Genomic DNA, 20,190 nt, shown 5'->3' on the forward strand with positions numbered 1-20,190 from the left:
GGACTCGGTGACGCACCGATAAGAGGAGACCGCCATGAGCGCACTCACTGTCGACCCCGTGCCGGGCTTCGGCCAGGACTGGGACGACCTCGTCCGGATCTGGGAGGAGACGGACGCGCCCGAGGGCTGCAAGGTGGAGATCATCGAGGGGATCGTCACCGTGTCGCCACCGCCGTCCAAGGACCACAACACCACTGCTGAACTGCTACAGCGCAGGCTCTACGGCGTCATCCCGGATGACTGGGGGATCTACCAGACCCTCGGCGTCTCCGTGCCGGGCCGTGCCGGGCTCTACATCCCCGACCTCGTCGTGCTGCCGCGAGCGGTGGCCACCGGGCCGGGCAACCGCGTCCCGGCGGAAGAGGTACGGCTCGTCGTCGAGATCACCTCGCGGGCCAACGCCAACCACGACCGCATCGGCAAGACACACGGGTACGCGCAGGCCGGCGTCGAGCTCTTCCTGCTCCTCGATCCCTGGCACTCCGGCCGCCCCACCGCCACGCTGTACGGGGAGCCGGCCGACGGCACGTACCGCGTGCTGAACACGGTCGAGTACGGGGAGAAGCTGACGCTTCCCGAGCCGTTCGGGCTGGATCTGGACACCGGGATCTTCCCCGTGAGCTGAGAAGCACCACAGCGCCGCGATGAGTTTCGCCCGCATCGCCGGTCTCCTAGGTATGGATCCCTTGTCACCGGCCGTCCTCGTCCTCTCCGGACGCGTCACCCGGGCCGGTACGCCCCGCCTCTGCGCCGACCTGGAGGCGATACTGACCACGTCGGACGCCGCGGTGGTGGACTGTGACGTGGGCGGCGTCGTGGAGCCGGATCTGGCCTCCGTGGAGGCGATCGCCCGCCTCTCACTGGTCGCACGCCGGGCGGGCGGCAGACGGCTGCGGCTGCGCGGGACCCCGCCCGAGCTTCAACTGCTCATCGATCTGGTGGGGTTGGCGGACGTGGTCGGCCTGGACGACGTGCCTTCCTGAGGGGGCGGGGCGTCGGCGTCCCGGTCAGGCCGGGGCGGCCCCGCGGATCAGCCGCCGATCACCGCGTAGTCGCTGACCACTTCACCCAGTCCTTGCGCGACGCCCCAGCCGGCGACCGTGAGCACCACCCACCCCGCCACCAGCCCTCGCCCCACGCCCCGTCTCACGCCGCGTCCGCCTCCAGGTGGTCCGGCAGGCCGAACAGCGGGAACCAGCGCGGGGTGTCCAGGAAGCAGTGCATCCCGGTGATCGCGCCGGCCTGGATGTCGATGACCTGGACCGCCCACGGCACGAAGCCGGGGCCGTCCGGATTCGGCTTGTAGTGTGCGAACGCCGGGGTGCCGTTCGCCGACGTGGCGACCAGCCGGGAGCCCTCGCAGGACGCCCCGATGGACGTCATGAAGCCCGCGATGTCGTCGTGCCCCTGGAGCCAGAGGTCGAACGGCGGCATGGTCATCACGGCGTCCTCGTGGAGGAGCGCGGTCAGGGCCTTCATGTCGTAGCCCTCGAACGCCGCCACGTACCGCTCCAGGAGCTTGCGCTGTTCCTCGTCGAGCGGGTCGGCGGTGTCGGCCGTCGAGGCGGAGCCCTGGTGCTCGGTCAGCGTCGCCCGGGCCCGTTGCAGGGCGCTGTTGACCGAGGCGACCGAGGTGTCGAGCAGTTCGGCGACCTCGCTCGCCTTCCACGCGAGCACCTCGCGCAGGATCAGGACCGCCCGCTGCTTAGGCGGAAGGTGCTGGAGCGCGGCGACGAACGCGAGCCGTACCGACTCGCGCGCCACCGCCGCCTCCGCCGGGTCGGCGACCGTCGGCAGGATCCGCCCGTCCGGCATCGGCTCCAGCCAGGTGTTCTCCGGGAGCGGGTTGAGCGCGGCCTGCGCGAGCGGGGTCGGACCGGTCAGATCGACCGGCCTGGCCCGCTTGTTGCCCGCGTTCAGCATGTCGAGACAGACGTTCGTCGCGATGCGGTAGAGCCAGGACCGCAGCGAGGAGCGCCCCTCGAACTTGTCGAAGTTGCGCCACGCGCGCACCAGGGTGTCCTGGACCGCGTCCTCCGCCTCGAAGGCCGAGCCGAGCATCCGGTAGCAGTAGCCGGTCAGCTCGACCCGGTGTCCCTCCAGACGGCTGTCGATGTCGGTCGTCGTCGCCGTCAGATCAGTCATCGCTTCACTTCACCCCTGTTGTGCTGTGACACCGCTCACTCCAGCACTTCGGAAGCTACCGCAGAGGACTGACAACGGGGGCGGGAAGAGGAGAAGCGGTCACGTTCCGAGCTTGCGCCCGTACACGTAGACGTCGTCGCCGTTCTTCAACAGGTTCCAGTATGACTTCGCGTCGGCGGTGCGCATGTTGACGCAGCCGTGCGAGCCCGGCGGGTTCCACATCTTCACGCCGACCGCGTGGAAGGCCTGGCCGCCGTCGAAGAACTGCGAGTACGGCATCGCCACGTGGTAGAGCGACGAGACGTGGTTCTTGTGCTTCCAGTAGATCTTCTTCGCCCCGGTCCGGGTCTCGTACCCGTCCCGGCCGGTCCGCACCGGCACCGGCCCGAACTTCAGCTTGCTGCCGTCCTGGATCCAGGTGATCTGCCGGGTCAGGTCCACGCACGCGATGCGCCCCTTGTTGGTGGGGCACTTCCTGGCCTTGTTCGGGTTCTTCCCGGCCGCCTTCTGCGCGGTGATCGTCTGCATGGTGCGCCAGGTGACCGGCCCGGCGTAACCGATCGTGGGCGTGACCCCGTACGTGCTCTGGAACGAGCGGATCGCCTTGCAGTCGGCCGCCGACTGCTTGCCGTCCACCTTCAGGTGCAGGTACTTCTCGACCTGCTTCTGGTACGGGCCCTTGGACGTCGTGCAGGACGCCGCCTGGGCGGTGCCGCCGGTCCCGAGCACGAACGCCGGTATCGCGGTCAGTCCGGCGACGGACAGCGCGAGCCCGCGCCGCATCCGGACGCCTCGTATGTTCCGCATGATCCCTGTGCTTTCCATGTACGCCAACTCCCCTTCGCGCGCCGTGCGGTGATTCCGCCTGCTAGACGCGCGTCGGGGAGTGGATGGTTGTGCGTCGAATGTCTCAGTTCTGTACGGACGCCGTCGCGACGGCCGGCCGGCGCCGCTCGACACGCGCCGCACGCGTGCCGTACAGCGTGATCGAGGCGACTCCGAGGACCGCGAGCAGTCCGAGCGTGACCGTGCCCGCCCAGCCCCCGGCGTGGAAGGCGACCGCGCCGAGCGTGCCGCCCGCGCTGGAGCCCAGGTAGTACGCCGACTGGTAGAGCGCCGAGGCCTGGGCGCGCCCGGTGGTCGCCGTACGGCTCACGGAGGACGAGGCGACCGCGTGCCCGGCGAAGAAGCCGGCCGTGATCAGGACCAGGCCGAGGAGCACGGCGGCCAGCTGGTCGGCCAGCGAGAGCAGCAGACCGGCGGCCGTGGTGGAGACGGCGAGGTAGAGCGCGCCCCGGCGGCCCAGCCGGCCGACGAGCCGCCCCGCGGCCGCGGAGGAGACCGTGCCGACGAGATAGACCAGGAAGATCGAGCCGACGACACCCTGCGGCAGGTTGAACGGCGCCTCGACGAGCCGGTAGCCGATCACCGTGTAGACCGCGCCGAACACCGTCATGAACAGTGCGCCGATCGCGTACAGCCGGCGCAGCAGCGGGTCGGAGAGGTGCCCTCCGACGGTCTTCGCCAGGGCCCTCGGATTCAGCGAACCCGGGGTGAAGTGCCGGGCCCGGGGAATCATGAAGTGGAAGACGACCGCGCAGACCACGGCCAGCAGCCCCACCGCGCCGAGCGCCGCCCGCCAGCCCCACGCCTGGGCGATCCAGCCGGTGAGGATGCGGCCGCTCATGCCGCCGATGCTGTTGCCGGCCACGAACAGTCCGATCGCGGCGACGAGCGCCTTCGGCCGGACCTCCTCCGCCAGGTACGCCATCGCCGAGGCGGGCAGACCCGCGAGCGCGGCGCCCTGGATCGCGCGCAGCGCGATCAGCCAGCCCAGCGACGGCGCGAACGGCACGAACAGCCCGACCGCCACGGCCACCACCAGCGAGGCGGTCATCATCTGCCGCCGCCCGAACCGCTCGGACAGCGCGCTCATCGGCAGCACACACAGCGCCAGCGCGCCCGTCGCGGCGGACACCGTCCAGCTCGCCTGCCCGGCCGTCGCGCCGAAGGACGCGGAGACGGCGGGCAGCAGCGCCTGGGTGGAGTAGAGGAGTGCGAACGTCGCGACACCGGCGGCGAAGAGCGCGAAGCTCATCCGGCGGTAGCCGGGGCGTCCGGGCTCGAGCCGGTCCGCGACGGCGGGTACGGCGGGAACGGTTGCGGCGACGGGGGACGACTGGGTCGAGGCGGCCACGATGAGGGTGGACGCCCCGGTACTGGCAGGAGGCATGCCACGAACGTAGGCCGCCACGTTTCATGCGTCCAATGCACAGACACGCGATAATCAATCCCATGGCGCATCAGTACAGCTCACAGCCTCGGCTGTCACCGAGCAGTTACGAAGAAGACATCCGCGCGGTCCTTGCGCCGCGCCTCGTGTACTTCGAGGCCGTCGCCCGCCACGAGCACGTCACCCGCGCCGCGCACGAGCTGGGCGTCCCGCAGTCCACGCTCTCGCGGGCCATGGTCCGCCTGGAACAGGACCTGGGCGTCGCCCTCTTCGCCCGCAAGGGCCGCACCGTCTCCCTCACCCCCGCGGGCCGCACCTTCCTCGGTTCCGCCGAGCGGGCCCTCGCCGAGGTGGAGAAGGCCGCCGACTCGGTACGGGCCGACGCCGACCCCACCGCGGGCAGGGTCGCCTTCGGCTTCCTGCACACCATGGGCTCGGAAACCGTCCCCGCCCTCATCCGGGCCTTCCGCGTCGACCACCCCCGGGTCCGCTTCCAGCTCGTCCAGAACTACGGCGAGGCCATGCTCGAACGCCTCCGCGCCGGCGGCCTCGACCTCTGCCTCACCTCACCGGTCCCCGACGCCCCGGACCTCGTCGCCCGCCGCCTGGACGAACAGCGGCTGCGCCTGGTGGTCCCCGAGGACCACCGCCTGGCCACCCGCCGCCGCATCCGCCTGGCGGAGGCCGCCGACGAAACCTTCGTCACCCTGGAACCCGGCTACGGCCTGCGCCGCATCACGGACGACCTGTGCACGGAGGCGGGCTTCGTCCCGCGCGTCGCGTTCGAGGGCGAGGAGGCCGAAACCCTCCGCGGTCTGGTCGCGGCCGGCCTGGGCGTGGCGCTGCTCCCGCCCCCGGCGGTGGCCCGCCCCGGAGTGGTGGAGCTGACGGTGACGGCACCCCGGGCCGCGCGGGAGATCGGTGTGGCGTGGCTGGACGGGCACCCGGACACCCCACCGGTGGCGGCGTTCAAGAAGTTCCTGCTGTCGCGGCGGGGGAACCTGCTGCCGGACTGACGGGGCGGGTCAGGAGGCGGGGGAGGCGGACGCGTACGGGGTGAAGACCGACCAGGCGGTGGGGGAGACGGTGAAGGGCGGGCGGGACGTGTCCTTGGAGTCGCGTACGTGGACGGCGTCGGGGCGCAGGGCGACCTCGACGCAGTTGTCGCCGCCGCTGCCGCTGTAACTGCTCTTGAACCAGGCCAGTTCGGTACTCATAGCGCTCCTAGCATCTGCTTCAGCAGGCCCGCCGAGGCCTCGTGGCTCAGCGCCTGTGAGCGCATCTTGCCATAGCGCTGGAGCATGGCACTGACCACTTTCGGGTCGGTGAGGAGGGTGCTGCTGTCATGGCCTTCGACGTAGCCGAACCAGCTGTTCGAGGGAGTCTCGGCGAGGTACATCTGCCCGTCGATGCCGGAGTGATCCGGCTGCCTGAGCGGCATGACGAGAACCTCTACGTTGCGTCGGCCGCCCTGCCTCAGCACGTTGTCGATGAGTGCGGACGTGACCTGCGCACCCCCTAAGCGGCGTTCGAGTACGGCTTGTTCGATGAGGAACGAGAAGGAGGTGTTGGGGCGTCCCCGCAGGAGATCCTGGCGCGCCAGACGTGCGGCCACCTGCTGCTCGAACGCGTCCTCCGCGAGTGGTGGAAGGCGCCGTTCGAACACCGCCCGGATGTACTCCTCCGGCTGCAGCAGTCCCGGGACGCCCCGGCACTCGTACGCGTACAGCGTGATCGCCTCCTCCTCGATCCCCGCCCACTGCTGGAACCAGGAGGCCAGCCCGGCCCTCCTCCGCAGACTTCGCGCGGCAGCGGCGAGGACCTTGCCCGCTACCGGCCCCAGGGCCTCGGTCGCCCGCTCCGGGAGGTTTTCGGGCGGGAACCGCTTGCCCTGCTCGATCTTGGCGATGTAGGCGGGCGAGTACCGCACGCGGGGTGCGAACTCCTCCTGCGTGAGGCCGGCGGCCTCGCGCAGGGCCTTCATGACCGCACCGAACGTCTTGAGGCTGTCGGAGGGTTCGGGTTCGCCGTTGGATGTGGTGCTCTCGTGGTCCGCCGTCATCGCCGCTCCGTCTTCCGCGCCTCGATCAACTCGGCCATGATTACGGACGGTGACTCGCCCCGTCCAGAGCGTCAACCCATACAGCTGGATCTGTATGGGTGTTGTTCCTGCTGGAAGGGGCGGCCGGGGCGGAACGCTGAGCGCATGACAGCACTGCAAGCCCAACCACCCGTGACCGTATGTGCGTTCGCCCAGCGGTGCTCGGCCACGCGTCTGGGGGCGACCCTCGCGCGGCGCCTGGCCGTATGGAAGCTCGACGTCTGGGGGATCCCGTACGGCACCCCGCTCTCCGACGACGTGGCACTCCTTGTCGCGGAGCTCGCCGCCAATGCGGTCCTGCACGGACGCGTACCGGGGCGGGACTTCGAGCTGCGGCTCTCGTACACCCACGAGACCGGCGTCGTACGCGTCGAGATCTCCGATACCCATGACGCTCGCCCCGACCCCACGTCCGTTCCTCCGCCCGACGCGGAGGCCGACGGTGGCAGGGGCCTGCTCATCGTGGAGGCCGTCGCCGGCCGCTGGGGCGTGAGCGACCGGCTCGGGCCGGGCAAGACGGTGTGGGCGGAGACGGGGCCGGTCGACCGCCGGACACGAGGGCCACGGCTCGATCCGAGCGGTAGGCGGGGTGAGTCGCCCACCGAGCGCGCTCGGTGAAGCTGACGTCTACGCAGTCGAACCGGGCCCCCTCACGTTCTGGAACCGGCAGCAACGCTCGCATTGATCGTGTCGAAGCAGACCCGGTCCGTAGCCGCGTCGAAGTAGAACCGTCCGGGATACGTCCCGCCCGTCACCTGGCGGTCGAAGGACTCGCTACGGACCCACCGGGCCTTCTTCGGCATGAACGGCGCAAGTTCTTCCGGCAGTCGGGGTGGCTTCTCGGCCTGAAAACCTCGCTGCGACGCCCCCACGATGGAGGCGACGGCACCGGCCCGCAGCTGGGCGAAGCCCACCACACGAAGGTCGGTGGGGCCAGGAATCCTCGAATCGGTGGTACCCGGCACGACGCCGAGCCAATGTGCGTCGGAGAGCGGGCCGAGCGTGGCGAACCGACGTTCGAGCGGTTCGGAGTCCGTACGGACTTCGTTGCCGTCTTTCTCCCTGGCAGTCGACGTACACGCCACCAGTACGGTCGCCAGGCACAGCGCGAGCGCGCCCCGACGTCTGAGGCCCGCCGAGCCGACCATAAAAGCGCCCCCACAGCCCGCACCCAAAGGCCCTGATCCTAGCTGTCCGCTCAAAGCCCGCTGCCCCTCGGAAGGGGAATCGTCATCTGGGCAACCGCATGAGAGCGGCCTCGGCAGCGTGAGCGATGAGGGCGTCGTCGCGTCCGGCATCCTTGGTGTCGCGCCGCGAGAGGACGGACAGGACGAGGGGGGCGGCGTCGGGTGGCCAGATGACCGCGATGTCGTTGCGCGTGCCGTAGCCCCCGGTGCCGGTCTTGTCCGCGACCTGCCATCCGTCGGGAGTGCCGGCCCGGATGGTGTGGTCACCGGTCGTGTTGCGCCTGAGCCAGTCGGTCAGTACCGCCCTCTTGTCCGCCGGGAGAGTGGTGCCCAGGACGTACGCGCGCAGATCCTCGGCGAGGGCGCGGGGCGTGCTGGTGTCGCGGAGGTCCCCTGGGGTCGCGTCACTGAGCGCGGTCTCGTAGCGGTCACAGCGGGTGATGCTGTCACCCAGCGCGCGCAGGGCGTCCTGGAGGCTCCGAGGGCCGCCGAGTTCGCGGAAGAGGAGGTTGGCCGCGGCGTTGTCGCTGTAGCGGACGGCTGCGTCGCACAGCTCACGCAGGGTGAGTCCGGCGGCGACGTGCTGCTCGGTGATCGGCGAGTTGTCGACGAGGTCGTCGCGGTCGTAGCGCACGAGCCGGTCGAGCTGTCGCAGGGAGTTCCTGTCGAGTACGGCGCCGGCGAGCAGTGCCTTGCAGGTGGAGGCGTAGGCGAAGCGTTCGTCGGGCCGGTGGGTCACGGTCCGGCCGCTGCCGGTGTCGAGTGCGTAGACGCCCAGCCGGGCGTCGAACTTCCGCTCCAGTTCCATGAACGCGCGCTCCGCACGGAGATCGGCAGACGGCGGTGATGCGGATGGCTTCGCTGCGGGCGGAGTCGGACCGGATGTCGTCGGGGCGGTGTCGTCCGGGGTGGCGGCACACCCGGCGAGAGGCAGGGTCGCGGCTCCAGCCAGCACGGCGAGGGCGGCGCGACGGGAGACGCGAGTGCGACGGTGCATGAGGTGTGGACGTTCCCTTCGGTGGCGGCCGTTCGGACAGGCCGCTGCTGCTCACTGTGCGAGGTTGTACAGGAACCGCGCAGCGACCGGGCCCCCATCAGCGCCCCCGGAACCCGCCGTCTTCGAGGAGCGCCGCCCGCCCGGGCGGCAGTGGAGGAACTACGGGGCACCAGGGCACCTGACGGAGTCCCGCGGTGGCGGAGAGAGGGCCCGGTGACCAATCTCCCCGGGCCCCTCACCCCTGCAACGACCTCCCGAACCCCGCCGCCAGCGGCATCCGCAGTCCCAGCGGCGGCGGGGCCGCCAGTGCGTCGGCGACCGGGCGCGCGTAGCCCCGGCCGAAGAGGGAGCCGCGGATGAAGTCCGTGGCCAGGGCCGTCACTTCGGCGTTGTGCTGGCGCAGTGCGTGGCCGTCCGAGTGGACCTCGAAGCGGCAGGTGTCGCGGTTGGACTTCTTGGCCCGTTCGGCCAGGCGGAACGACAGCTCGGGGTCGGAGCGGGCGTCGTTCGTGCCGTGGACCAGCAGGACCTGGCGGCCGACCAGGTGCTTGACCGGCTCCGGTTCGGCGTCAGGGTCGCCCGGGAGCCAGGGGGCCATCGCGAGGACCGAGGTGACGGCCGGGTGGCCGCCCGCGCGGAGGGCCGCGCGGCCGCCCATGCCGTGGCCGGCCAGGCAGACGGGGATGTCGCCGTAGCGGCGTACGACCTCGTCCACCGCCCATTCGGCGTCCGCCGCGAGGTGGGCGTCCGTGGTGTTCCAGCCGCGGCAGCGGTAGTGCACGACGTGGGCGGCGAGGCCGTCGTCGCCGCCGGCGCGGGCCAGGGCCCGGGCCAGCGGGAGCCGGCGGGCGTAGGAGAGGGGGGAGGGGCGGCGGTACGAGTGGGGCTCGCCGTCGGGGAGCAGCAGGACGACGCCGCTGACCGTGATGGATGCTCCGGCCGTCCTGACGGCCCGTCCCAGCCTTGCAGCAGGCAGGGGGAGTGCGCGCTGTGCCATGACGTAACAGTGTCAGAAGCGCGGGTGTACGCCACCTGTCTTCGCGGTCTCTGTTACGTATCGCCGGGGCGGCGCTCTACGCGCGTAGGCGCTAGAGTGCGTAGATGATGAGCCCGACCCGTAATGTGCCCGGCCAGGACCAGATCCGGCGTGCCCCCAAGGTCCTTCTCCACGACCACCTCGACGGCGGCCTGCGCCCCGGGACGGTCGTCGAACTCGCCGCCGCGAACGGATACGACGGCCTTCCGGAGACCGAGGCCGACAAGCTCGGCATCTGGTTCCGGGAAGCCGCCGACTCCGGTTCTCTGGAGCGGTATCTGGAGACGTTCGCCCATACCTGCGCCGTCATGCAGACCCGTGACGCACTGGTCCGGGTCGCCGCCGAGTGCGCGGAGGACCTGGCCGCGGACGGTGTCGTGTACGCCGAGGTGCGGTACGCGCCCGAGCAGCACCTGGAAGCCGGGCTGACCCTCGAAGAGGTCGTCGAGGCGGTCAACGAGGGCTTCCGCGAGGGCGAGCGCCGGGCGCGCCAGGACGGCAACCGGATCCGGGTGGGCGCGCTGCTCACCGCGATGCGGCACGCCGCCCGGTCGCTGGAGATCGCCGAACTGGCCAACCGCTACCGCGAGCAGGGCGTCGTCGGCTTCGACATCGCGGGCGCCGAGGCCGGCTTCCCGCCCACCCGGCACCTCGACGCCTTCGAGTACCTCAAGCGCGAGAACAACCACTTCACCATCCACGCCGGCGAGGCCTTCGGGCTGCCGTCGATCTGGCAGGCCATCCAGTGGTGCGGCGCCGACCGGCTCGGCCACGGCGTCCGCATCATCGACGACATCGAGGTCGCGGAGGACGGCAGTGTGAAGCTCGGCCGCCTCGCCTCCTACGTACGGGACAAGCGCATCCCGCTCGAGCTCTGCCCGACCTCCAACCTGCAGACCGGTGCCGCGGCCTCGTACGCCGAGCACCCCATCGGGCTGCTGCGCCGGCTCCACTTCCGGGCCACCGTGAACACGGACAACCGGCTGATGAGCGGGACGAGCATGAGTCAGGAATTCGAGAAGCTGACCGAGACCTTCGGATACACGCTCGACGACATGCAGTGGTTCACCGTCAATGCGATGAAATCAGCATTCATTCCTTTCGATGAACGTCTGGCGATGATCAGTGACGTCATCAAGCCCGGGTACGCCGAGCTGAAATCCGAATGGCTCTTCGAGCAGACCGCTGCGACCAGCGTCTCCACCTCGGTGGACGGCTGATCATCCACCTTCGGGAAACGGCCGGGAATCACTTTTCCCGGCCGTTTCCCGCGTTTTCGGAGGTTTGCGGGACGGGCAGCCGGATGGCTAAGTTGCAGAGCCGCTCACATCCCCTTCCCCAAGGATGAATTCCACATGAAGCAGTCTGCTGCCAGGACTCTCGGCGTCGCCGTTCTCGGTGCCGCTTTCGCCGCTGCCGCCGCCGGAACCGCGTCGGCCACCACGCTGCCGCTGGAAAGCGCGACCAGCATGCTGCCCGTCGCCGGCGCACTGACGGACGTCACATCGGCCAAGCCGGTCCAGGACACCGCCACGGAGCTCCTCGGCACCAGCCAGACGAAGGCCCTCAACGAGGTCACGGCCCCCGCCCGGAGCCTCCTCGGCGGTATGCCCACCGGTGGCCTGACGACCGACGGGCTGACGGCCGACGGTCTGCCGCTCGGCCTCTGAGGCCGTCCCGCACCTGCCTGTGGGCGGGCACCCGTTGCCGGGTGCCCGCCCACAGGCGTCTGTCAGGCCCCGTACGGGGATTACCAGGCGGTCGCCGTGGACGACGGGCTCTCCTCGGGGAGGAGCAGCCACAGCGCCAGGTAGAGCAGGAACTGCGGGCCCGGCAGCAGGCACGAGACGACGAAGATGATGCGCATGGTCCTCGCGGAGGTGCCGAAGCGCCGTGCCAGCGCTGCGCACACTCCGCCGAGCATGCGTCCGTCACGGGGGCGGGCAAGTGCGGCCATGGTGGGCTCCTTCGCGAACCGTTACTGAGGGAGCGGTCCGTTGCGCTCCCCGGTATGACCAGGATGGCTCGCGCAACGGGGCAAAGCGTCGCTCTACGGGGCGATACCGACCCTGGAAATCCTCGGGGTCGGCCCCTGAGGGACCTCATGGCCGGTGCGGGGAACCACCCGGATCCGGTGCTGCTCGCGGCGGCGCAGCCGCGCCCGGCCCGCCGGTACGAACAGCGCGTGGGCGAGTGCGATGCCGGCGGTGTTCAGGATCAGCGAGTCGATGTCGACGACCTGGCCGGGCACCCCGGTCTGGCCCAGTTCGATGGCCAGCGAGATCAGCGTCCCGGCCGCGACCGTCCGGGTCAGCGAGGCCCACGGCGAGACGAGGAGCCGGCCCCCGGCCAGGGGCAGCAGGACGCCCAGGGGGGCGAGCAGCAGGAGTTCCTTGCCGATGCGGCGGGTGGCGGTGACCGGTCCGAGGGACAGGTCGGCCTTGATGCCGGCGAACGGCTGGAGGTTGGGGGCGGTCATCCACGGCACGTCCAGGGGGCGCAGTGTCAGCCACGCGACGAGCAGCAGGTGCGCGAGGAGCAGGGACACTCCGATCGCGCGGAAGCGGATGACGGCTTGGCCGCCCGAACCTTGACGCACGTGTCCCAAGACGCGGGCGGCGGCAGGATCGGTTCCGCTCAGGCCGGGGAGACCTGGCTCACCCTCCCGCGGCGCCCCCGTACCCGTCCCCGTCCCGTCCCCCTCAGGGCCGTGCCCGCACCGGTGCGGACGCGTCAGGGCTGTCGGGCCGCGTCCGTCGTCGGTACGGCCTCCGGGCTCGCCTTCGTCTCCGTGGTGCACAGGTAGGCGCGCGGTATGTAGGTGCCCGGTCCGCCCAGCGTCACCGAGCCGTCGGGGACGAGCGACTCGCTCTCGGTGTACGTACAGACGATCTGCGCGAGCGCCTCGGACGGCAGGTCCTCCGGCTGCACGCTCAGGCGCAGGGTGCCCTTCGGGTCGCCCGCGCGGGGGCCGCCGACGCGGAGCGCCTCGGGGACGTGGCTGGAGAAGCCCGCCCGCCGCTCCGGGGCCGGCGGTTCCTGGCGGAGTTGGTCCAGGAGGGCACGGGCGATCCGGAGCCGGTCCGACGTCGTCTCCTGCACCTTCACCGTACGGTCGACGGTGACCAGTTCCGAGGCGCAGACCAGGTAGATCTGTACGGGGATGCCCTGCTGGGCCTGGGTGGCGATGTCCTCCGCGGGCATGGCGCACGGCACCCGGGACGGGGCGGGCCCGGCGTCGACGGGTACCGAGGTGGTCCGGATCCCGCAGCCCGCCGCCAGTATGGCGCAGAGCGCGGAAGCGGCCACGGCCGCGGCGGGGCGGGGGCCCCGGCGTTCGCTGCGTGTCACGTCGCGTCGTCCTCCTCGTCCGGGATCTGTGCGTCGTGACCCTCGGTGGTGCGGTCCAGTGCCTCGGCGTCGCGCGGCAGGCGCAGGACGAACACCGCGCCGTCGCCGTCCGGCGAGTTCGCGGCGGTGATGTCGCCGCCGTGGATGTGCGCGTTCTCCATGGCGATCGACAGCCCGAGCCCGCTGCCCTCGGAGCGCGGCCGGGAGGCGCTGGCCTTGTAGAAGCGGTCGAAGACGTGCGGCAGCACGTCCTCGGGGATGCCGGGGCCGTGGTCGCGCACCTCGATGACGAGATCCTCGCCCTCGGTCCGTACGGCGACCCGCACCGGCGAACCGCCGTGCTTCAGCGCGTTCCCGATCAGGTTGGCCAGGATCACGTCGAGCCGGCGCGGATCGAGGCGGACCATCATGCCGCGCTCGGCGTCCAGGTCCACCGCGTCCAGCCAGGCCCGGGCGTCGATGCAGGCGGTCACCTGGTCGGCGACGTCCACGGTGTCCAGGACCAGACGGGCCGTGCCCGCGTCGAAGCGGGTGACCTCCATCAGGTTCTCCACCAGGTCGTTGAGACGCCGCGTCTCACTGACCACCAGGTGCACCGCGGGCGCGATCATCGGGTCGAGGCTGTCGGCCTCGTCCTCCAGCACCTCGGCGACCGCGGTGATCGCGGTGAGCGGGGTGCGCAGTTCGTGCGACATGTCGGCGACGAAGCGGCGGCTGGACTCCTCCCGCGCGCTCATGTCCGCGACCTTCTTCTCCAGGGAGCTCGCCGTTCTGTTGAACGTTCTGGAGAGATCGGCCAGTTCGTCCGTGCCGGACACCACGAGCCGGGTGTCGAGCTTGCCTTCGCCGAGCTTGCGGGCGGCGTCACCGAGCCGCTGCACGGGACGCAGCACCGTCGTCGCGGCGGCCTGCGCGAGCAGGGCCGAGCCCACCAGGGCCAGGGCGGTGGCGATCCCCAGTGACCAGGCGAGGGAGTTGAGGTCCTGCCGTTCCTGGTCGAGCGACTTGAGCATGTAGCCGGTCGGACCGCCGCCGATGATCTTCGTACCGGCGACGAGGTACGGCGTGCCGCGGATCGAGGTCCGCTGCCAGAACAGGTGGTACTCGTACTTGTTGCCCGCCTTGACCGGCTGCTTCTTGTCGACCTGCTTCTGCAGCGACACCGGCACGTTGTCGCGGGTGAACGTGTCCAGGTCGGAGTTGCCCACGATCGGCTTGCCGGCGTCGCGCTCGTCGATCAGCAGCACGCTGTAGCCGGGGCTGCTGCTCGCCATCTGCACGGCGGCGGCCTGCAGGTCCTCCTTGGTGGGGCTGAGCGGCAGCGAGGCCGCCCGGCCCTGCATCTCCTGACGGAAGTCCCCGAGCGCCGAGTCCTGCGTACGGGTCAGCACCGCCTCGCGGTTCAGCCAGTACGCGATCCCGGACGCGGACACCGCGGCGGTCAGCGCGACCAGTGCGAACACGACGACGAGCCGCAGCCGCAGGCTGGTCCAGCGGAGCCCGGCGAGCAGGCTCCGCCGCACAGCCGTACTCACTGCGGCGAGTCCAGCCGGTATCCCACGCCCCGCACGGTACGGATCAGGGTCGGCGAGGACGGTACGTCCTCCACCTTCGCGCGCAGCCGCTGGACGCAGGCGTCCACCAGCCGGGAGTCACCGAGGTAGTCGTGTTCCCAGACCAGGCGCAGCAGTTGCTGCCGGGACAGGGCCTGGCCCGGCCGGCGGCTCAGCTCCAGCAGGAGGCGCAGCTCGGTCGGCGTGAGCTGCAGGTCCTCCCCGTTCTTGGTCACGGTCATGGCGGAGCGGTCGATCACCACGTTGCCGAACGTCGCGGAGTCGGTGGACTCGCGCTCGCCGCGGCGCAGCACCGCGCGGATGCGGGCGTCGAGCACCCGCCCCTGCACGGGCTTCACCACGTAGTCGTCGGCACCGGACTCCAGACCGACCACGACGTCGATGTCGTCGCTGCGCGCGGTCAGCAGGATGATCGGCAACTGGTCGGTGCGCCGGATGCGCCGGCACACCTCGAAACCGTCGATCCCGGGCAGCATCACATCCAGCACGACCAGGTCGGGGCGCTGCTCGCGCAGCAGGTTGAGGCCGTCCTCTCCCGTCGCCGCGGTGGCCACACGGTGGCCCTGGCGTGACAGCGAGAGTTCGAGGGCCGTGCGGATGGCGTCGTCGTCCTCGATCAGCAACAGGAAAGGCACGCTGGTCATTCTGACCCATGGGGGTGCCCTAGTTCGACAGTTGGTCCCCCCTCATGCATCCGGCAGCACCGAATCGGCTCGGCGCCGGGCCCTGTGACAGGCCTGTGACAGTCGGCGGACAGCGCCATGAAATCGCCCCGGCAAGCTCGTTGACACAAGGAACGGACGGACTCCACCGACGGGGGGCGCGAGATGAACGCAACGCACAGCATCACCACCAGCGCAGTTGTCACGCGTCTCCACGATGTCGGGCGGAGCACCGAGAAGTCCGGCGCCGCGGTGAACGGGCGGGGGTGCGTTCGAGGCGCCGGGCGTCAGCACCCGTCGTACATGACGGTGGTCGACGCGGGTGACGGGGGAAGCGCGTACGGGGAGGTCACGGGGGAGCGGAAGGCCCCGGCGCGGTCCGAGGACGCCGAAGCGGCGTTCACGGCCTACGTCCGGGAGCGCCGCGCCTCCCTGTACGCCACCGCCTACCACCTGACCGGTGACCGGTTCGAAGCCGAGGACCTGCTGCAGAGCGCCCTCTTCTCGACGTACCGGGCCTGGGACCGGATCAGCGACAAGGCGGCGGTCGGCGGCTATCTGCGCCGCACCATGACCAATCTGCACATCAGCGCCTGGCGCAGGCGCAAGCTGAACGAATACCCGACCGAGGAGCTGCCGGAGACGGCGGGCGACATGGACGCGATGCGCGGTACGGAGCTGCGCGCCGTGCTCTGGCAGGCGCTGGCGCGACTGCCCGAGACACAGCGCACGATGCTGGTCCTGCGCTACTACGAGGGCCGCACGGACCCGGAGATCGCGTCCATCCTCGACATCAGTGTCGGCACGGTGAAGTCCAGCATCTGGCGGTCGCTCCGCCGGCTGCGCGAGGACGAGGTCCTCAGCTTCGGCCGTGACGAGGAGGAGTCCTTCGGCGAGCTGGTGGCCTGAGGCAACGGGGGACACGGGGGCGCCGCTTCGGGGGAGGCGGCGGTGTACGGGGGAACGCGTCGTCGCTTCGGGGGAGGCGGCGGTGTACGGGGGGAAGCGTCGCCGCTTCGGGGGAGGCGGCGGTGTACGGGGAGCTGAGGGGTCGGACGGGCCGGGGGGTCCTGTCCGGCCCCTCAGCGCGTGTGCGCGGGGTTCTCGTGCGCGCCGACCGGGGGCGCTGCCCCCCGACCCCCGCTCCTCAATCGCCGGAGGGGCTGAACTTCGTCGGGGGCGCTGCCCCTGGACCCCCGCTCCTCAATCGCCGGAGGGGCTGAACTTCACCGGGGGCGCTGCCCCCGGACCCCCGCTCCTCAATCGCCGGAGGGGCTGAACCCAGTGGCGGAGGCAGCTCGCTTCGCCGCGGTCACTCGCCCGCGGGGCTCGCCTTCGCCGTGGCCGGTGTGCGGCACCGGCCCGCCGCGGCGGCGGCCAGTCGGCCCAGGGCCTCGTCCTTGCCGCAGGGGTGCGCCCCCAGCTCGGCCTGACGCGCCACGATCCTGCGCTCGGCCCGCATCAGCCGCCATCCCCGCCGCAGCAGGAACGGCACGGACTTGCGGCCTTCCCGCAGGTCCCGCAGCAGCCGGCGGCGGAACGTCGTCGACGGGCGGCCGCGCAGGCACAGGGCGTCCGCCAGGAGGCCCAGAGACTGGCACCGCTCGACTATGTCCGCGGCGAAGATCCCCTCGGCCACGAAGAGCGGGGTGCGCTCGATGTGGAAGACCTCGTGGCCCGTCCGCGAACTGGTCGAGATGTCGTACACGGGTATGTCGGTGCGTCCGGTGCGGCACAGTTCCGTGATCGCGGCGATCGCGGCGTCGGCGTCCCAGGACCGTGCGGAGTCCCAGTCGATGTCCGTACTGCCGGTGACGAGCGGCAGCGTGGGGTCGCCCGCCTCCTTGTAGAAGTCGTCGAGGCGCAGCACCGGAAGGCCGGTGCGGGCGGCCAGGGATGACTTGCCGGAGCCGGAGGGGCCCGCCAACAGGACGACGCGGGTCGAAAGCGCTTGGGAACTCACGGAACACAAGTGTGAGGCATTGACCCGCGCAGGGGATCCCCGGAGGTCCTGTTGGTATCCGGCATCACACCTCAACTACGCTGTGCGCTCAACCGATTACTCGACTGATGGTTCGACCGGCCCCGATCAGGTGGGAACTCCATGGCACGTCACGCACTTTCCAAGTCCCGGCGCCGCTCTCTGCTGCGGGCAGGCCTGACCGTTGCCGCCGTGGGGGCAGCGCTCGGTGCGGGGGGAGCGGCGGCGCAGGCCGCCCCCCTGCCCCTCGGGCAGGCGACGGGCGCCGACACCGACCTCGGCGCTGCGAGCGCGGCGGGGATCGCCGGGGGGCTCGGCCACTCCCTCGACAACAGCGTCGCGCCCGTGACGCATCTGCGGCTCAACCCGCTGGCCGGCACGGGCGTGGACCCGCTCGACAATGCCGTGGGCACGCAGGTCGCCGACTTCAAGCCGATCTCCACCGAAGTCGCCACCGACCCCCTGACCAGCGGCGGCGCGCTGAAGGACCTGCCCGTGGCGGGACAGGCCACGGGCCTGCTGCCCGGCTGACGGCGCGGTGCGCAGTGGCCCGTACCCCCCCGTCCGCGGGGGTACGGGCCACTTCCGTGGTTGCGTCAGTACGAGGAACCCGAGGCGCCCAGCGCGCCCGTCGGGTGCCAGACCGTCTTGGTCTCCAGGAACGCCGTCAGCCGCCGGGTGCCCGGATCGGCCGACCAGTCGACGCCGTCCACAGGCTGTGGACGCGATACGCGCTTCAGGTTGTCCGCGGCCGCGATCTCCAGCTCCTTCGCCAGATCCGCGTCGGCCCCCGTGAGGTCGATGCCGTTCACGTCCTGGTGGGAGGCGAGCGGCGTGGCGATCTCCGCGGTCTTCCCCGACAGGATGTTGACCACACCGCCCGGCAGGTCCGAGGTGGCCAGCACCTCGCCCAGCGACAGCGCGGGCAGCGGGGCCTCGGCCGAGGCGATGACGACCGCGGTGTTGCCGGCCGCGATCACCGGGGCGAGCACCGAGACCAGGCCCAGGAACGACGACTCCTGCGGGGCGAGGACGGCCACCACTCCCGTCGGCTCGGGCGTCGAGAGGTTGAAGAACGGCCCCGCGACCGGGTTCGCCCCGCCCACGATCTGGGCGATCTTGTCCGTCCAGCCCGCGTACCAGACCCAGCGGTCGACCGTCGCGTCCACGACGGCCCCGGCCTTGGACTTCGACAGCCCCTCGGCCTCCGCCACCTCGCGGACGAACTGGTCCCGGCGGCCCTCCAGCATTTCCGCGACGCGGTAGAGGATCTGGCCGCGGTTGTACGCGGTCGCCCCCGACCAGCCGCCGAACGCCTTGCGGGCGGCCACGACGGCGTCCCGCGCGTCCTTGCGGGAGGACTGGGGCGCGTTCGCCAGCCACTTGCCCTTCGAGTCCGTCACCTCGTACACCCGGCCGCTCTCGGAGCGGGGGAACTTGCCCCCGACGTACAGCTTGTAGGTCTTGAAGACGCTCAGTCGCCCGTCAGACATCGAGGTAGGCCTCCAGACCGTGACGGCCGCCTTCGCGGCCGAAGCCCGACTCCTTGTAACCGCCGAACGGCGAGGTCGGGTCGAACTTGTTGAACGTGTTGGCCCAGACGACGCCCGCCCGGAGCTTGTTCGCCACCGCGAGGATGCGGGAGCCCTTCTCCGTCCAGATGCCCGCCGAGAGGCCGTACTGGCTGTTGTTGGCCTTGGCGACCGCCTCGTCCGGCGTGCGGAAGGTCAGCACGGACAGCACCGGGCCGAAGATCTCGTCGCGGGCGACGGTGTGCGCCTGGGTGACGCCGGTGAACAGCGTCGGCGCGAACCAGTAACCGGCCGACGGCAGCTCGCACGGCGCCGACCAGCGGTCCGCGCCCTCGGCCTCGCCCGTCTCGACGAGCGTGGTGATCCGGGAGAGCTGCTCGGCGGAGTTGATCGCGCCGATGTCGGTGTTCTTGTCCAGCGGGTCGCCCAGGCGCAGCGTGGACAGCCGGCGCTTGAGGGAGTCCAGCAGCTCCTCCTCGATCGACTCCTGCACGAGGAGCCGGGAGCCGGCGCAGCAGACCTGGCCCTGGTTGAAGAAGATGCCGGTGACGATGCCCTCGACCGCCTGGTCGATGGGGGCGTCGTCGAAGACGATGTTGGCGCCCTTGCCGCCCAGTTCCAGCGTGGCCTTCTTGTCCGTGCCCGCGATCTGGCGGGCGATGGCCTTGCCGACGGCGGTCGAGCCGGTGAACGCGACCTTGTTCACGTCCGGGTGCGAGACCAGTGCCTCGCCCGCGTCGCCGTACCCGGTCAGGATGTTGACGACACCCTTGGGCAGGCCCGCCTGGCGGCAGATGTCCGCGAAGAACAGCGCGGACAGGGGCGTCGTCTCGGCGGGCTTGAGCACCACCGTGTTGCCGGTGGCGAGCGCCGGGGCGATCTTCCACGCCAGCATCAGGAGCGGGAAGTTCCACGGGATGATCTGACCGGCCACGCCCAGCGGGCGCGGGTTCGCGCCGTAGCCGGCGTGGTCCAGCTTGTCGGCCCAGCCCGCGTAGTAGAAGAAGTGCGCGGCGACCAGCGGGAGGTCCGCGTCGCGGGTCTCCTTGATCGGCTTGCCGTTGTCCAGGGTCTCCAGGACCGCGAGCTCGCGGGAGCGCTCCTGGATGATCCGGGCGATCCGGAACAGGTACTTGGCGCGCTCGGAGCCGGGCAGCGCCGACCACTTCTCGAACGCCCGGCGGGCCGCCTTCACGGCCCGGTCCACGTCCGCGGAGCCCGCCCGCGCGACCTCGGAGAGCACCTCCTCGGACGACGGGCTGACCGTCTTGAAGACCTTGCCGTCGGCGGCTTCGGTGAACTCGCCGTCGATGAACAGGCCGTACGAGGGGGCGATGTCGACGACGGAACGGGATTCCGGCGCCGGTGCGTACTCGAATGCAGATGCCATG

General features: G+C 71.0%; 24 protein-coding genes. 8 read left to right on the forward strand and 16 right to left on the reverse strand.

The genetic code is table 11. The annotated features are described in order from the left end of the window. The first annotated feature begins 34 nt into the window (after nt 1–34). Both ABZ454_RS25085 and ABZ454_RS25090 read left to right on the forward strand, forming a co-directional pair. Nucleotides 35–625 carry a Uma2 family endonuclease gene (locus ABZ454_RS25085; RefSeq protein WP_359541051.1) on the forward strand — a complete coding sequence of 197 codons (591 nt, stop codon included), beginning with the start codon at nt 35–37 and terminating at the stop codon, nt 623–625. A gap of 19 nt (nt 626–644) precedes the next feature. Beyond that, entirely contained in the window at nt 645–983 is a 339-nt protein-coding gene (locus ABZ454_RS25090) for an STAS domain-containing protein (protein WP_356315384.1), read from the forward strand. Between the two features lie 163 nt (nt 984–1,146). On the opposite strand, the gene ABZ454_RS25095 is transcribed toward ABZ454_RS25090, so the two are convergent. The 3 genes from ABZ454_RS25095 to ABZ454_RS25105 all read right to left on the reverse strand — a co-directional run bounded on the left by ABZ454_RS25095 (nt 1,147) and on the right by ABZ454_RS25105 (nt 4,378). Beyond that, complete coding sequence (locus ABZ454_RS25095) at nt 1,147–2,145, reverse strand: sigma-70 family RNA polymerase sigma factor (RefSeq protein ID WP_359541052.1); 999 nt, start codon at nt 2,143–2,145, stop codon at nt 1,147–1,149. A gap of 99 nt (nt 2,146–2,244) precedes the next feature. After that, nucleotides 2,245–2,952, reverse strand: coding sequence for a L,D-transpeptidase family protein (locus ABZ454_RS25100; RefSeq protein WP_356315379.1), 708 nt, complete (start codon nt 2,950–2,952; stop codon nt 2,245–2,247). A 103-nt stretch (nt 2,953–3,055) separates the two neighbouring features. Further along, a complete protein-coding gene (locus ABZ454_RS25105; RefSeq protein WP_359541054.1) occupies nt 3,056–4,378 on the reverse strand; it encodes an MFS transporter in 1,323 nt (440 codons plus the stop codon). Nucleotides 4,379–4,440: 62 nt separating this feature from the next. Here ABZ454_RS25105 and ABZ454_RS25110 point away from each other — a divergent pair, with 62 nt between their 5' ends. After that, entirely contained in the window at nt 4,441–5,394 is a 954-nt protein-coding gene (locus ABZ454_RS25110; RefSeq protein WP_356315373.1) for a LysR family transcriptional regulator, read from the forward strand. 9 nt (nt 5,395–5,403) lie between these two features. Here ABZ454_RS25110 and ABZ454_RS25115 read toward each other — a convergent pair whose 3' ends face one another. Both ABZ454_RS25115 and ABZ454_RS25120 read right to left on the reverse strand, forming a co-directional pair. Next, on the reverse strand, nt 5,404–5,595 hold the full coding sequence (locus ABZ454_RS25115; RefSeq protein ID WP_359541057.1) for a DUF397 domain-containing protein: 192 nt from the start codon (nt 5,593–5,595) through the stop codon (nt 5,404–5,406). After that, a complete protein-coding gene (locus ABZ454_RS25120; RefSeq protein WP_359541059.1) occupies nt 5,592–6,440 on the reverse strand; it encodes a helix-turn-helix transcriptional regulator in 849 nt (282 codons plus the stop codon). The genes ABZ454_RS25115 and ABZ454_RS25120 overlap by 4 nt, the downstream gene beginning before the upstream one ends. A 144-nt stretch (nt 6,441–6,584) precedes the next feature. Between ABZ454_RS25120 and ABZ454_RS25125 the strand changes: the two genes are divergently transcribed. Beyond that, nucleotides 6,585–7,097, forward strand: coding sequence for an ATP-binding protein (locus ABZ454_RS25125; protein ID WP_359541061.1), 513 nt, complete (start codon nt 6,585–6,587; stop codon nt 7,095–7,097). Between the two features lie 32 nt (nt 7,098–7,129). Here ABZ454_RS25125 and ABZ454_RS25130 read toward each other — a convergent pair whose 3' ends face one another. The 3 genes from ABZ454_RS25130 to ABZ454_RS25140 form a co-directional block, all read right to left on the reverse strand. Then, complete coding sequence (locus tag ABZ454_RS25130; RefSeq protein ID WP_359541062.1) at nt 7,130–7,627, reverse strand: hypothetical protein; 498 nt, start codon at nt 7,625–7,627, stop codon at nt 7,130–7,132. An 82-nt stretch (nt 7,628–7,709) separates the two neighbouring features. Then, nucleotides 7,710–8,663 carry a class A beta-lactamase gene (gene bla / locus ABZ454_RS25135; protein WP_359541063.1) on the reverse strand — a complete coding sequence of 318 codons (954 nt, stop codon included), beginning with the start codon at nt 8,661–8,663 and terminating at the stop codon, nt 7,710–7,712. Between the two features lie 235 nt (nt 8,664–8,898). After that, nucleotides 8,899–9,660 (reverse strand): alpha/beta hydrolase, encoded by a 762-nt coding sequence (locus ABZ454_RS25140; RefSeq protein ID WP_356315345.1) that lies wholly within the window; start codon nt 9,658–9,660, stop codon nt 8,899–8,901. Nucleotides 9,661–9,764: 104 nt separating this feature from the next. Here ABZ454_RS25140 and ABZ454_RS25145 point away from each other — a divergent pair, with 104 nt between their 5' ends. Then, nucleotides 9,765–10,919 (forward strand): adenosine deaminase, encoded by a 1,155-nt coding sequence (locus ABZ454_RS25145; RefSeq protein WP_356315342.1) that lies wholly within the window; start codon nt 9,765–9,767, stop codon nt 10,917–10,919. Nucleotides 10,920–11,054: 135 nt separating this feature from the next. Beyond that, nucleotides 11,055–11,369 carry a hypothetical protein gene (locus ABZ454_RS25150; RefSeq protein ID WP_356315339.1) on the forward strand — a complete coding sequence of 105 codons (315 nt, stop codon included), beginning with the start codon at nt 11,055–11,057 and terminating at the stop codon, nt 11,367–11,369. A gap of 80 nt (nt 11,370–11,449) precedes the next feature. Here ABZ454_RS25150 and ABZ454_RS25155 read toward each other — a convergent pair whose 3' ends face one another. The 5 genes from ABZ454_RS25155 to afsQ1 all read right to left on the reverse strand — a co-directional run bounded on the left by ABZ454_RS25155 (nt 11,450) and on the right by afsQ1 (nt 15,259). Then, a complete protein-coding gene (locus ABZ454_RS25155; RefSeq protein WP_356315336.1) occupies nt 11,450–11,656 on the reverse strand; it encodes a PspC domain-containing protein in 207 nt (68 codons plus the stop codon). A gap of 93 nt (nt 11,657–11,749) precedes the next feature. Beyond that, nucleotides 11,750–12,298: a VanZ family protein gene (locus ABZ454_RS25160; protein WP_359541067.1), complete on the reverse strand. Its 549-nt coding sequence runs from the start codon at nt 12,296–12,298 to the stop codon at nt 11,750–11,752. A 134-nt stretch (nt 12,299–12,432) separates the two neighbouring features. Further along, entirely contained in the window at nt 12,433–13,050 is a 618-nt protein-coding gene (locus ABZ454_RS25165; protein ID WP_359541068.1) for a hypothetical protein, read from the reverse strand. Beyond that, nucleotides 13,047–14,585, reverse strand: coding sequence for a HAMP domain-containing sensor histidine kinase (locus ABZ454_RS25170; RefSeq protein WP_356315327.1), 1,539 nt, complete (start codon nt 14,583–14,585; stop codon nt 13,047–13,049). Before ABZ454_RS25170 ends, ABZ454_RS25165 begins: the two co-directional genes overlap by 4 nt. Beyond that, complete coding sequence (gene afsQ1 / locus ABZ454_RS25175) at nt 14,582–15,259, reverse strand: two-component system response regulator AfsQ1 (RefSeq protein ID WP_026171255.1); 678 nt, start codon at nt 15,257–15,259, stop codon at nt 14,582–14,584. The genes ABZ454_RS25170 and afsQ1 overlap by 4 nt, the downstream gene beginning before the upstream one ends. Before the next feature lie 192 nt (nt 15,260–15,451). On the opposite strand from afsQ1, the gene ABZ454_RS25180 reads away from it, so the two are divergent. Next, nucleotides 15,452–16,195, forward strand: a complete 744-nt coding sequence (locus ABZ454_RS25180) for a SigE family RNA polymerase sigma factor (protein ID WP_359541071.1) — start codon at nt 15,452–15,454, stop codon at nt 16,193–16,195. A 403-nt stretch (nt 16,196–16,598) separates the two neighbouring features. Here the strand turns inward: ABZ454_RS25180 and ABZ454_RS25185 are convergent, their stop codons facing one another. Then, nucleotides 16,599–17,249, reverse strand: a complete 651-nt coding sequence (locus ABZ454_RS25185) for a uridine kinase (protein ID WP_359541072.1) — start codon at nt 17,247–17,249, stop codon at nt 16,599–16,601. A 141-nt stretch (nt 17,250–17,390) separates the two neighbouring features. On the opposite strand from ABZ454_RS25185, the gene ABZ454_RS25190 reads away from it, so the two are divergent. Continuing rightward, nucleotides 17,391–17,798 (forward strand): hypothetical protein, encoded by a 408-nt coding sequence (locus tag ABZ454_RS25190; RefSeq protein WP_359541073.1) that lies wholly within the window; start codon nt 17,391–17,393, stop codon nt 17,796–17,798. Between the two features lie 65 nt (nt 17,799–17,863). Here ABZ454_RS25190 and ABZ454_RS25195 read toward each other — a convergent pair whose 3' ends face one another. Next, on the reverse strand, nt 17,864–18,760 hold the full coding sequence (locus ABZ454_RS25195) for an aldehyde dehydrogenase family protein (RefSeq protein WP_359541075.1): 897 nt from the start codon (nt 18,758–18,760) through the stop codon (nt 17,864–17,866). Next, nucleotides 18,753–20,189, reverse strand: a complete 1,437-nt coding sequence (locus ABZ454_RS25200; protein ID WP_359541076.1) for an aldehyde dehydrogenase family protein — start codon at nt 20,187–20,189, stop codon at nt 18,753–18,755. The genes ABZ454_RS25195 and ABZ454_RS25200 overlap by 8 nt, the downstream gene beginning before the upstream one ends. Nucleotide 20,190: the final 1 nt, after the last annotated feature.

Source organism: Streptomyces sp. NPDC005803 (assembly GCF_040630435.1).
Lineage (GTDB): Bacteria > Actinomycetota > Actinomycetes > Streptomycetales > Streptomycetaceae > Streptomyces.